General features: G+C 62.2%; 10 protein-coding genes. 6 read left to right on the forward strand and 4 right to left on the reverse strand.

The window, feature by feature from the left end:
- Both MOV76_RS24305 and MOV76_RS24310 read right to left on the reverse strand, forming a co-directional pair.
- A partial coding sequence (locus tag MOV76_RS24305; protein ID WP_247265462.1) for an FAD/NAD(P)-binding protein occupies window positions 1-1,039 on the reverse strand: 1,039 nt, incomplete at its 3' end.
- Between the two features lie 362 nt (window positions 1,040-1,401).
- Window positions 1,402-2,019, reverse strand: coding sequence for a flavodoxin family protein (locus MOV76_RS24310; protein WP_168299798.1), 618 nt, complete (start codon window positions 2,017-2,019; stop codon window positions 1,402-1,404).
- Window positions 2,020-2,140: 121 nt separating this feature from the next.
- On the opposite strand from MOV76_RS24310, the gene MOV76_RS24315 reads away from it, so the two are divergent.
- From MOV76_RS24315 to MOV76_RS24335, 5 genes are all read left to right on the forward strand, one after another.
- On the forward strand, window positions 2,141-4,102 hold the full coding sequence (locus MOV76_RS24315) for an ABC transporter ATP-binding protein (RefSeq protein WP_247265463.1): 1,962 nt from the start codon (window positions 2,141-2,143) through the stop codon (window positions 4,100-4,102).
- Window positions 4,103-4,192: 90 nt separating this feature from the next.
- Window positions 4,193-6,091: an ABC transporter ATP-binding protein gene (locus tag MOV76_RS24320; protein ID WP_247265464.1), complete on the forward strand. Its 1,899-nt coding sequence runs from the start codon at window positions 4,193-4,195 to the stop codon at window positions 6,089-6,091.
- A 207-nt stretch (window positions 6,092-6,298) separates the two neighbouring features.
- A complete protein-coding gene (locus tag MOV76_RS24325; RefSeq protein ID WP_018448768.1) occupies window positions 6,299-6,616 on the forward strand; it encodes a hypothetical protein in 318 nt (105 codons plus the stop codon).
- A 213-nt stretch (window positions 6,617-6,829) separates the two neighbouring features.
- Window positions 6,830-7,870 (forward strand): LacI family DNA-binding transcriptional regulator, encoded by a 1,041-nt coding sequence (locus tag MOV76_RS24330; RefSeq protein WP_247265465.1) that lies wholly within the window; start codon window positions 6,830-6,832, stop codon window positions 7,868-7,870.
- A gap of 81 nt (window positions 7,871-7,951) precedes the next feature.
- Window positions 7,952-8,989, forward strand: coding sequence for a LacI family DNA-binding transcriptional regulator (locus MOV76_RS24335; RefSeq protein WP_018448766.1), 1,038 nt, complete (start codon window positions 7,952-7,954; stop codon window positions 8,987-8,989).
- Between the two features lie 33 nt (window positions 8,990-9,022).
- On the opposite strand, the gene MOV76_RS24340 is transcribed toward MOV76_RS24335, so the two are convergent.
- Window positions 9,023-10,312, reverse strand: coding sequence for an MFS transporter (locus MOV76_RS24340; protein ID WP_247265466.1), 1,290 nt, complete (start codon window positions 10,310-10,312; stop codon window positions 9,023-9,025).
- A gap of 142 nt (window positions 10,313-10,454) precedes the next feature.
- On the reverse strand, window positions 10,455-11,654 hold the full coding sequence (locus MOV76_RS24345; RefSeq protein WP_018448764.1) for a multidrug effflux MFS transporter: 1,200 nt from the start codon (window positions 11,652-11,654) through the stop codon (window positions 10,455-10,457).
- Between the two features lie 273 nt (window positions 11,655-11,927).
- On the opposite strand from MOV76_RS24345, the gene MOV76_RS24350 reads away from it, so the two are divergent.
- Window positions 11,928-12,668, forward strand: a complete 741-nt coding sequence (locus tag MOV76_RS24350; protein WP_026231042.1) for a TetR/AcrR family transcriptional regulator — start codon at window positions 11,928-11,930, stop codon at window positions 12,666-12,668.
- Window positions 12,669-12,673 lie beyond the last annotated feature (5 nt).

Here is a 12,673-nt window from a genome sequence, read left to right on the forward strand (position 1 = left end):
GGCCGCGGCGCAGTACCGTGCGGCCTTCGGCGAGCTCGCGTTTCAGCCGCAGGTGCATGGCCTCCGGCAGGCGGTTGCGATGGCTGTCGTAGATTGCCCTGAGGTGGCGGTTGAACTGATGCTTGTCGCGAGCCGGCAGTGAACGCCAAAGCGAGCGGGCATGTTTCCTCAGGCCGTTCATCACCGATTGCCAGCTTCGCCCCGCTTCCTCCGCCTCGCGACAAGCTTGACGGATGAAGTGCACGATCTCCGGCAGGCTCTGCGGCAGCGCTTCGGCCGGGAAGACCGGGTCGGCGGAATTCGGCGTATGGCTCTGGGGCAGAAAGCCGCGCCGGGAAATGATCGTCACCTGGCCGGTGTAACCGGAATCGCGCAGCTGCAGCAGCTGGTCAACGACGCGGATGCCGCTGCCGAGCAGCACCGCATGCGGCCGCGCGACGAGGCGCTGGGCCCTGACCGGCGAAGCGTCCTGCTCACCGGCATCCGGCGCAGACAGGCCGTAACCGGTGGCGAGGATCACGGTATCAAACAGCGGATTGGCGGGATTGGCGCTTTCGAGCAGGAAGCGGTTGCCGTGGCTCCTGCGGATCGCCACGACCGGATCGTTGCAGACCTGGACGGTGATGTCCCTGCGCGCGGCGAGCGCTTCCGAAAAGCGTTGGTAGACATAATCGCTGAAGATTTCCTTCGGCACGAAGATCTGCCGGAATCCGGGGATGGCGGCCGGTACAGCGGCGCGGAAGGCGGCGTTGCTGCAGAGCCAGTCGTTGAAATCGTCATTGTCGCCGACCGAAACCGAGAGATCGCGCACACGGGTGTTGAGGATCGTCGAGGAGCGGGCTGACGCCAGCGCCTGCCCACCGCTGACGGACGAATTCGGATCGAAGAGCTGCAGGTGAAAGGGCGCGCGTACCGTCTTCATCAGCGCGATGGCCGTCATCATGCCGGAAAAGCCGCGCCCGACGATCGCAATGCGCGGTACGGCGGATATCTGCGCCGCCGCATTGGCTCTCGCGGAAAAAAGTCCCTGAACCGTCATCGCAACTCCTTTGCGGCTTTATCCGCACCGTGGGTCGATCGAGGTTTCAACGCATAAAACACCGGTTCACGCGTTGACGAGGTTCATGCGGCCATTCACAACATCTGCCGCGGCATCGGGGTCCGAACCAGCGGCCCCGCAAGGGAACTAGGGGAGCAATCACGCCCGCCCATAGTCTATCAAACTAGTAGTGTATGAAAGCGCTAAATGGCGCAGGTGGCAAGAGCTTTGTTGCCATATCTCTTCAAGCCGTTGAAACAAAACAGGCTTTTGAGATTTCGCGCAGAAATCCCAGACGAAATTTGCACCCAAGACTACGGGATTGATGTTGGAAACATCAGTTCGGCGGTGCTGCCTCGACCTCAGCTACCCTCGCCCGGATATTGCTTCGCCTTCAGCAGGCCAGCCAGATGCGCGGTGTTACGCGCCAGCATGTCGACGGCTTTCGTCACCACCTTCGGCACCTGGTCGAGATCGACGAAATTGGTGGAACCCATTGCCTCGCCGACCCAATAGGCGACTGCATTCGCCGGAATGGTGAAGCCGACGTCGTTCAGCGCCTGGAAGAGCTCAGCCGACACATGATGGGCCCCGTCCTCGTTGCCGACGACAGCAACGGCCGCGACCCTGCCATAGGAAACCATGCGGCCCTGATCGTCAGTCTCCTCGAGAAAGGCGTCCATGCGCTCGAGCGCCCGCTTGCAGACACTGGATGGCTGGCCGAGCCAGATCGGCGTTGCCATCACCAGGATATCGGCGCCCAGCACCTTGGCGCGGATATCCGGCCAGTCATCGCCGGCGCCTTCGTCGGAGGTGACGCCCGGCTTGACGTTGAAATCGGCAAGGCGAAGCACGCCGGTCTCAACGCCATGTGCCGACATCGCCTTGTCGATAAGGTCGATCATCCGGTCGGTCGAGGAGGCGTCCTTGGATTCGCTGGTCTTCAGAGTGGCGTTGAGGGCGAGAGCTTTCAGCGGCATGGATCTCTCCGTAGCGGTTGGCTGTGAGCATTCGCCTGCTGCAACCCGTTCGCCCACAGATTGTTCCCGCCCGGATGCGAGGAGACCTCACGTAAAAATAACCAACTGGTGAATTCTTTACTTGAACCCCCAAATGGAATCGGCAAAAGTGAAGGTGCTATCAATCCCTTCATGGATTTGCCGTCTTTTCGGGCCAGCGTCCGACCACACATCTATTGGAAAAATTACCGTGAGCAGCGATGCGTTAATACGCGCGACGAAGCCTTCGGCTTCGATGGCGCTTGCAACTGCGGCAGGCTGGGGCCGAGGCCTCTTCACATTGGTGCGCATCACCATGATGGCCTTCCGCCACCCCTGGCAATCCGGCTTTGCGATTGGCGCCACGCTTGTCGCTTCCACCTTCCAGCTGATGATCCCGCGCCTTCTCGGCCAGGCAGTCGACCACACCCAGATGGCGATGAGCGGCGGTGCGGCAGGCCAGGCGGCACAGGACGCGCTTCTGACCACGGCGTTGCTGCTACTCGGCGCCAGCGTGCTGCGCGGCCTTTTCACCATGGTCCAGAATTATTACAGCGAAGCCGTCGGCCATCACATCGGCTACGAGTTGCGGCTGGCCTGCTACGAGAAGATCCAGCGGCTCTCCTTCAGCTTTCATGACACCGTGCATTCCGGCGACCTGATCACTGTCGGCCTGCTCGATCTCGAAGGCGTGCGCATGTATTTTTCCACTGCGCTCGTCCGGATGATCCTGCTGTCGATCCTGATCGGCATCGGCGCCTATATGCTGCTGTCGACCGATGTCGTGCTCGGCCTCCTGGCGCTGAGTTTCGTTCCCTTCGTCGGCTGGCGCTCCTCGGTGACGCAGCTCAGGCTACGCGCCACCTGGCTCGACCTGCAGGAGCGGCTATCGGTGCTGACGCGCATCATGGAGGAAAATCTCGGCGGTATCCGCGTCGTGCGCGCATTTGCCGCCCACGAACACGAGATTTCGAAATTTGAAGCAGCGTCGAAAAACGCGCTGGCGCTCGCGCATCAGCGCGTCGGCATCCGCGTCACCAATACCAGCGCCATGACCTTCTCCTTCTTCGCGGCGATGGGCCTGGTGCTCTGGGTCGGCGGCGGCAAGGTGATGTCGGGCGAGATCACCGTCGGTACGTTGGCCTCGTTCCTGACCTTCATGACCATCCTGCAGATGCCGGTGCGCCAGCTCGGTCTGATGGTCAACGCCTTTGCCCGCGCCTCCACCTGCGGCTCACGCCTCTTTGCCCTTCTCGACCTCGACATCGCGATCAAGGATGCGCCGGATGCGAAGGAGCTGAACCTCACGGACGGCGTGCTGCGCTTCGAAAACGTCAGCTTCGCCTATCCGGGTTCGGAAAAGCGCACCGTGCTCCAGGATGTCTCCTTCGAAGCCCGGCGCGGCCAGACGATCGGCATCGTCGGGCCCCCCGGCAGCGGCAAGTCGACGATCGCGCATCTGATCCCACGCTTCTACGATGTCAGCGGCGGCAAGATCACGATCGACGGCCAGGACATCCGCAAGGCGACGCTGCAATCGCTGCGCCGGGCCGTGGCCGTCGTCCAGCAGGATTCCTTCCTGTTCACCACGACGATCGAAAACAACATCGCCTATGGCGACCCGTGGGCGAAGGAAGGCCGCATCGAGCGCGCCAGCGAAAGCGCCCAGTTGCACAATTACGTGCTCGGCCTTCCCACAGGTTATGGCACTGTCGTCGGCGAGCGCGGCGTTTCGCTTTCCGGCGGCCAGCGGCAGCGTCTTTCGATCGCCCGCGCGCTGATGCTGAAACCGGCAGTGATGGTATTCGACGATTCGACGGCGGCGATCGATGCCGCCACCGAGCAGCGCATCCGCAGCGCCATGCGCCGCTATGCCGCTGACCGCGTAACGATCATCGTTGCCCACCGCCTGAGCTCGCTGATGCATGCCGACCAGATCCTGTTCGTCGAAGACGGCCGGATCGTCGAGCGCGGCACGCATGCGGCGCTGCTTTCGCTCGGCGGGCGCTACAAGGCGCTCTACGACCTTCAGGTGCGGCCGGGCGACGAGGCGCTGAGCGCCTAGCAACGGGTATGTTCCCCTCTGCTCCCAAGTGGAGAGGAACGAGTAGTGACTATGCAGGCCACCGGAAGTGATGGCCGCGGGAGAAATGACATGGCCGAGGAACTGGAAACCGAGCGCCCCGACGTTCGCGAGGATGGACGCCGCCCGCCACGGGCGGTGGTCGGTTCGCATCGCGTCGAGGAGGAGATGTTCGGCAAGGCCTTCGACGGCAACATCGTCAAGCGCATCTGGGTTTTCGTCCACCCCTATCGCCGTCAGGTCCTCTGGTCCGTCGTCGCCGTTCTGACCTTCACGATGATGCAGCTCACCATCCCGCTGATCATCCGCTATGCCATCGACCACGGCATGTCGCCGGGCGGCAACCATTCGGCACTGGCCTGGTCGATCGCCGCCTTCACTGTTGCCATCGTCATCAACTATGCGGCAAGCTACGCGCAGGAAACGCTGGTCGGCGGCGTGGCGGAAGATGTGCTCTTCGATATCCGCAAGGCGATGTTTTCGCACCTCCAGCGCGTTTCGCTCTCCTTCATGGACAAGACGGAGGTCGGCCGGCTGATGTCGCGCCTGCAGGGCGACGTCAACTCGATGCAGGAATTTCTCGAAACCTCGGTACTGTCCGTCGGCGACATCGTGCTGCTCTTCGGCATCATTTTCGTGATGCTCTATCTCGATTTCAAGCTGGGGCTGCTGACGCTCTCGGTGCTGCCGGTGCTCTTCATCGTCCGGCTGTTCTGGCTGCCGCTCGCGCGCAAATCCTTCATGGCAGCGCACGAGACCAATTCGATTGCCGCCGGCGCACTCGCCGAAGCGATCCACGGTGTGCGTGCCGTCCAGAGCATGGATAGGCAGGGCGTCAACTTCACGCTCTACGACGACAAGGCGCGTGCCAACCTGCTGACGCATCTGACGGCGGCGCGCTATGCACAGGTGATGGTGCCGATCGTCGACAGCCTGACCGGCGTGGCGATGTCGCTCGTCATCGTCGTCGGCGGTGCCCGCGTTCTCAATCAGGCGCTCGATGTCGGCGTGCTCGTCGCCTTCCTGTTCTATATTCAGCGCTTCTTCGACCCGATCCGTTCGCTGACCCTGCAATATTCGGTGATGCAGCGTGCCATGGCTTCCGGCCAGCGGCTGACCGAAGTGCTCGACGTGCCTGTCGACATCAAGGATGCGCCTGGTGCCACGGCGCTATCGCGCGACATGGACGGCTCGGTGGAATTCAAGGACGTCGTCTTCGGCTATAATCCGAAGCATCCGGTGCTGAAGCATGTCAGCTTCAAGGTCAATCCCGGCGAGACGGTGGCGCTGGTCGGGCCGACGGGATCCGGCAAATCGAGCTGCATGTCGCTGATCCATCGCTTTTACGATGTACAGCGAGGCCAGGTGCTGGTCGGCGGCCACGATGTGCGCGCGCTGACGCAGGATTCGCTCGGGGCGCAGATCGCTATGGTGCTGCAGGAACCCTTCCTCTTCACCGGCACCGTTTTCGAGAACATCCGCTACCACAAGCTGGAGGCGACGCGCGAACAGGTGATCGAGGCGGCCAAAGCCGTCGGCGCGCACGACTTCATCATGCGTCTGCCGGAGGGTTACGATAGCGTTCTGGGCGAGCGCGGCGGCAACCTTTCGCTCGGCCAGCGCCAGCTTTTGAGCTTTGCCCGTGCATTGGTGGCCGACGCGAAGATCCTCGTGCTCGACGAAGCGACCGCCAATATCGACAGCTATACCGAGATGCTGATCCAGAAAGCGCTGGTAAAGCTGCTCGAAAACCGCACCGGCCTCGTCATCGCCCACCGGCTTGCGACAATCCGCGAGGCGGACCGCATCATCGTGCTGCAGAACGGCGAAATCATCGAAAGCGGCGACCACCGTCAACTGATGAAGAACGGCAAGCTCTATTCCAAGCTCTATAACCTCAATTACGCCTCCTTCGACGATATTCCCGAAGATGTGCTGGAAGAGACGACGGCGACGCAATCGGCGACCTAGCGCATCGGCCCGAAAATCGGACTCGATTTTCGAAAAGCACGATGAGTAGATTCAAAGTGTTAGAACGTCCTTTGTGCGTCCCGGAGGACGCACGGCGCTCTAATCCCGGATGACATGCGTTAACGCCTGTCGCAAAGTTTGAACGAACAAACGACTTGCTGCCGCATTTGCCCCTTATCCGGGGCAAGTGCCACTGAGGAGAATATTATGAAGAGAGTTATTAGCAGCCTGTTGATCGCCACGGCCCTTGTTGGATCGGCCATTCAGCCTGCTGCCGCGCGTGACCACCGTCATCACGATAACACCGGTCGAATCATCGCCGGCGGCGTTGCCGCAGGGGTTGTCGGCGGGCTCATTGGCGGCGCAATCGCCAATGGCGGCGGCCCTCGCTACGTCGAGGAGCCTCGTTATGTCGATGGCCCTCGCTATGTCGAACCCGCGCCGAGATGCTGGTATGAGGACCGCGATGTCCGCAACCGCTATGACGGCGGCTATCACGCCGAAACTGTACGCGTCTGCGAATAACGGGTTCATAAACCCGTCACCGGGAGGCCGAACTTCCCGAGCGGCGTGACCGATCATTCGTCGCCGCTCATATTCCTTCCCCCTCAGCCGAGGTTGCGTCCAGCGGCCTCGGCAATCGCTATTGCCCGCGGTTATCCCCCTTATCGAAAAAATCTCGTTGCCATGCGATCGCTTGTCATCCGGCTGTCAGAGACGATCAATAGCTGAAAGCCAATGAATGATGGTCCAGTGAACGGCGCCAAGGCGCCGAAGAAAGAACGCATGCGCTTCGTCAGCGCCGAGCAGGTCGCGCAATTGGCGGGCGTTTCGCGCTCCGCGGTCTCGCGCACATTCACGCCGGGTGCCAGCGTCGCTCCGACGACGCGCGAAAAAGTGCTGCGAGCGGCGCGGGAGCTCGGCTACCACGTCAACGACCTGGCGCGCGGCGTGCTTGCCAACCAGAGCCGCCTTGTCGGCATCGTCGCGACACGGCCGGAAGTGGGTTTTCGCGCGCATCTGGCGGCAGCACTAGCCAAAGCCCTGATCAAACGCGGCAGCATCCCGATCCTCATCAACACCGGCCAGACGGAAGAAGAGCTGCTCGCCGCCCAGAAGATGCTGATCGGCCACCGCGCCGAGGCGATCATCATCCTGTCCGGCTCGCCGCCGGCGAGTTTCTTCGAACTCGCACAGCGAAATGGCCAGCCGCTCGTCGTGATCGGCCGTTCGGAACCCGACGCCGACCATGTGCGTGCCGGCAACTCCGAAGCCTCCCGCAAGGCGGCGACGGCCTTTTACGAAAGCGGCAGACGGCGGCTGGCGGTCATCGGCTCCAACACGGGAACACCTGCTATCATCGAGCGCGAAAGCGCCTTCCTGTCGACCGCCGAGTCGCTCGGTGCATCCGTCGTCGTCGGACGCGGCGGCGACTCCGACTATGACGGCGGTGTTGCCGCAGCGCGCGCACTCTTTTCGGAGACAATAAAGCCCGACGCCGTCTTCTGCGCCAACGACCAGATCGCCTTCGGACTGATGGACGTCGTGCGCCTGGAAGCCCGGCTGCGCATCCCCGAGGACGTCGCCGTCATCGGCTTCGACGACGTGCCGGAATCCTCCTGGCTGAGCTACAGGCTCACCACCTTCCGCCAGGACCCGCTGACCATGGCGCTGCGCGCCGTCGAGCTGATGGAGCGGCGGCTTGAAAAGCCCGATGCGCCTCCGGGTTACGAACGCGTCATTCCGGAACTCGTCATCCGCCAGAGCTTCAAACCCTGACCCTTCCGCGCGGCTTTTCGCAGGCGTCATCCTGTGGCAAGAAGGGGCATGACACGTGACCCGGGAGGAAGATCGCCTGAGATGAAGGGAATTCGCCAGCTCGCCGAGCATCTCGACATTTCGATCGGAACGGTGTCCCGTGCGCTGAACGGCAAGCCCGACGTCAACGACGAAACGCGCCGGCGCGTGCTCGCAGCCGCCGAAGAGCTCGGTTATGTCGCCAACCAGTCGGGCCGCAGCCTTCGCCAGGGCATGACCAATGTCATCGGGTTGATGCTCGAAGTGAGCCGCGAGACGGTCGAAAACAGCGACGACTTCTTCCTTGGCGTCACCGACGGGCTGCAGAGCGTCTTTTCCCGTCACAAGCTCGACCTCGTCATGCTGCCCTGCCCCGATGACGAGGACCCGCACGAATATCTGAAGCGCATGGTGGCGCGCCGCCTTGTCGACGCGCTGATCATCTCGGCGACACGACGCACCGACCGGCGCATCGAGCTTCTGGAAAAGGCCCGCATCCCCTTCGTGGCGCTCGGCCGCAGCGCGTCGGGCGGCAGCTACACCTGGATGGACCTCGATTTCGAGGGCGTGGCGTCGCGCGGCGTCGACCGGCTGGTCGCCAAAGGCCACCGGCGGATCGCCGTAGCTGCACCCTCCTCCGACATCAATCTCGGCTACCTCTTCCTCGACGCCTACCGCCAGGCCCTGCAACGGCATGATATCCCCTTCGACCCGGCCCTCGTCATCCGGGTCAAGTCGAGCGAACAGGGCGGCTATCAGGCCGGCCACGAATTGCTAATGATCGAGCAGCGGCCGACGGCGATCATCCTGATCCATGAACTGATGGCGATCGGGCTTTACCGACGGCTTGCCGAGGCCGGCGTCGTGCCCGGCCGCGACCTCGCCGTCGTCGGTTTCCGCGAGGAGCCGCGCACGCATTTCCTGCAGCCGACGCTGACGTCCTTCCGTATGTCGCTGCGCGATCTCGGCGCGCAGCTCGGCGAAACCCTGCTCGCCACCATGCCGGCCTATGCCGATCACTATCCGCAGGGTGCCCGCAACAGGATCTGGCCGCTGGAACTCGTTCCGGGCGAAAGCGACGCTTTCACGCTGACGGCTTGAAGCCCGCCGCGTCGATATGTTTGACCGCTTGCATCAGACCCGGCTTGGAGCAGGCTGCTCCCTGCTCGACAGCTGATGCGTGACGAAGAAGACCAGCAGGGCTCCGGCCGCCAGGCAGGCCGCCAGGAAGAACATCGGCGCGATCGTGCTGCCGCTCGCTTCCTTGATCCAAGGCACGACGTTCTGGGCGACGAAACCGCCGAGATTTCCGACCGAATTGATGGCGGCAAGGCCGGCTGCGGCACCCGCACCCTTGAGGAAACGGGAGGGCAGGCTCCAGAACACCGGCTGGGGAGCGAAGATCCCGGCAGCAGCGACGCAGAGAAAAGCAAATTGCAAACTGTGGTTCGGGATCAGCGCCGAGAGCAGCAGGCAGGCGGCGCCGATGAAAGCCGGAATGACGATATAGGGCGTCTTCGATTGCGCCTTGTCGGCCATGGCGGGAACGACATAGAGCGCGATCGCAACCAGCACCCAGGGAATGATGTTGAGAAAACCGTTCACCGTGTTGCTGACGCCGAAAGCCTTGACGATGGTCGGCAGCCAGTAGCTCAGCCCATAGGCCGAAAGCGGAAAGGCGATATAGCAGAGTGCCATTAGCAGCACCCGTGGGTCGATGAGCGCCTTGAAGCCGCTTCCGGCATTCTCGCCCATGCCGGCATTTTCCGAGGCGAGCCTTCGTTCCAGCCACTGCTTCTCCTCGCCGCTGAGGAAGCTTGCGTTTTCAGGCCGGCCGGGAAGATAGAAGAAGGTGACGATGCCGGCGATGACAGCCGGAATACCCGTCGCCAGGAACACCCACTCCCAGCCGGCAAAGCCGTAAAGACCGTCGAGATCGAGCAGCACGCCGCCGAGCGGCGCACCGACGGCATTGGCGATCGCGCTGAAGATCATGAACAGCCCGACCATCCTGCCGCGATAGACTGAAGGGAACCACAGCGTCAGCAGATAGAGGACGCCGGGAAAGAAGCCGGCTTCGCAGACACCGAGCAGGAAACGCAGGATATAGAACATCGTCGCGTTCTGCGTGAAGGCGAGCGCGATGGTGACGATGCCCCAGGAGACCAGGATGCGGGCGAACCAGACACGGGCGCCGAGCCTGTCGAGGAAGAGGTTGCTCGGCACCTCGAAGAGAAAATAGCCGATGAAGAAGAGCGAAGCGCCGAGACCGTAGGCATATTCGCTCATTCCGAGGGCATCGACCATCTGCAGCTTGGCGAAACTGACGTTCTGCCGATCGATATAGGCGATGAGATAAAGGATGCCGAGAAAGGGCATCAGCTTCCAGGTGATTTTCGAGATCAGCCGCTTCTCGTCGACCATAAGTATCCTCCGGTATGACCATGCTTCGTCACGGCGTAGATAGAGCGGCCAGCCGATAATCAATTGCGCGTTGCATTTTCTCCGGGGGCCGCGACCGGATCATATGGCCGCACCCGGACACCGGGTGCGGCCTGTCTTTAGATCATTCAGCGGCGGCAACGGCCGCGCGGCGGCCGATCGTTGCCTGGGTCAGCGCGAAGGCTGAGAAGGCGCAGAGCGCGATGCCGGCGGCCATCGGAACGGCAGTGCCGTCGAAGAAGACGCTCGATATGACCATGGCGACGGCGGCGATCACGAAGTGCAGCGTGCCCATCAGCGACGAGGCTGTGCCGGCGATCTCGCCGTGATCCTCAAGGGCAAGCACCGCGCTCGTCGGGATGACGAGGCCGAGGAAGCCGTAGCCGATGAACAGGAAGGTCGCCAGGACAGGCAGCTGGTTGAAGCCTGAGGCCATCACCACCGCCATCACCACCATCGCAAGCGCATAAGCGCTGACCGCAATCCGCATCACGCGCACCAGGCCGAAACGCTCGCCGAGCCAGCCCGTGGCCTGCGATACCGCGAAGAAGGACACGGCGTTGATCGAGAAGGCGAAGCTGTATTGCGTCGGCGTCAGCCCGTAATGCTGGATCAACACGAAGGGCGAGTTGGCGAGATAGACGAGGAAGCTCGAAATGCCGAGGCCGCCGATGAAGGTCAGCGTCAGGAAATTGCGGTCGGTGAGCAGCAGGCGATAGGCCGCCATGGCGCTGCTCAGACCGCTGCCGCTGCGTTCGTTCGCCGAACGGGTTTCCTCCAGCTGGGTCGCAAGCAGGACGAGGCCGATGAAGGCGGCGATCGTCACGGCCCAGAATACGCCGCGCCAGCCGTAGAACTCGATGACGGCGCTGCCCGTCAGCGGCGCCAGGATCGGCGAGATCGAGAAGACCAGCATCAGCAGCGACATCAGGCGCGCGGCCTGCACGCCGGTGTGCATGTCGCGGACGATGGCGCGCGGAATGACCATGCCGGCGGCTCCGCCGATACCCTGAACGAAACGGAAGGCGATCAGCGTTTCGATATCGGTCGCCAGCGCACAGCCGATCGAGGCGACAGCGAAGAGGCCGATGCCGAGATAGAGCGGCAGCTTGCGGCCCCACATGTCCGACAGCGGCCCATAGACGAGCTGGGCGAGCGCAAAGGAGATGAAGAAGGCAAGAAGGGTTAGCTGGGTGACGTTGTTATCGGCATGCAGGTCCTGGCCGATGGACGGCAGTGCAGGCAGATACATGTCGATGGCAAAGGGCCCGATGGCCGACAGAAGGCCGAGAATGAGGGCAATGCGAAAGAAGGGAGCCGTCATAATGGTGATCTTTCATAAAGGCGCGGCGGAGGTACCGGATCGTCGCTCCGCTACATTGCTCTTAGAGCGCCGTGCGTCCTCTCGGATGCACGAAGGACTCTAACTCTTTGAATTTACGCATCGTGCTTTCCGGAAATCGGGACCGATTTTCGGGCCGATGCGCTAGGGTTCAATGATGATCGTTCGCGCGAAGACGAAGTTGGGAGCTCATATCTTCAGCGGCGTAACCAAGACTGTCAACAAATTTGGACATAGATGTAAAATTAGACGCCATTGTCTAGAACGTCAAGACGTCTTATCTTCGCTATCATGAAAGATCGCATGACACCGGCAGCCCGAATGACGGGGCATACGCAGCGCGGACAATGCGCCAAGCGCATGTCGATCCTCGATGCCGCGGCCGACGTATTCTGCCGCCAGGGTTTTGCCGGCGCCAGCATCGACGAGATCGCCGCCGTCGCCTGTGTCTCGCGCCAGACGATCTACAATCACTATCGCGAGAAGGAAACGCTGTTCGTCGCAGTCGTCGAAGACGTCATGAACCGCGCCAACGCCATGCTGTTCTCCGTGCTTTCGACCTTTCCTGATCGCGCCGACGATCTGGAGGACGAGCTGACGGCCTTCGCCGTGCGCCTCAATAAGAACTGCATCTGCAACCACGACGGAAAATTTCTGCGCAAGCTGGTGCAGACAGAGGGCGAGCGATATCCGCACCTCTTCGAAAGCTGGCGCCAGCAGGGGCCGGGCAAGCTGATCACCGCACTTTCCGCACTTCTCGGGCGGCTTGCCCATAAGGGAGCGCTCGCCATTGACGATTTCGACGTCGCCGCCCGGCAGTTCGTGGCACTCGGCAATGCTGACCTGCAGATGATGATCCTTCTCGGCGGGACGCCCACCGATGAAGAACTGGAAAAGGCGGCGCGCAACGCGGTCCGTACCTTTCTCAAGGCCTATGGCAAGCCGGAGGCGGAAAAGGCCGGCCATCCGCCGCAGCTCGCAGCCATATCAGGCTGATCAAG

It is taken from the genome of Rhizobium sp. PRIMUS64, from assembly GCF_023006465.1.
GTDB classification, from domain to species: Bacteria; Pseudomonadota; Alphaproteobacteria; order Rhizobiales; family Rhizobiaceae; genus Rhizobium; species Rhizobium leguminosarum.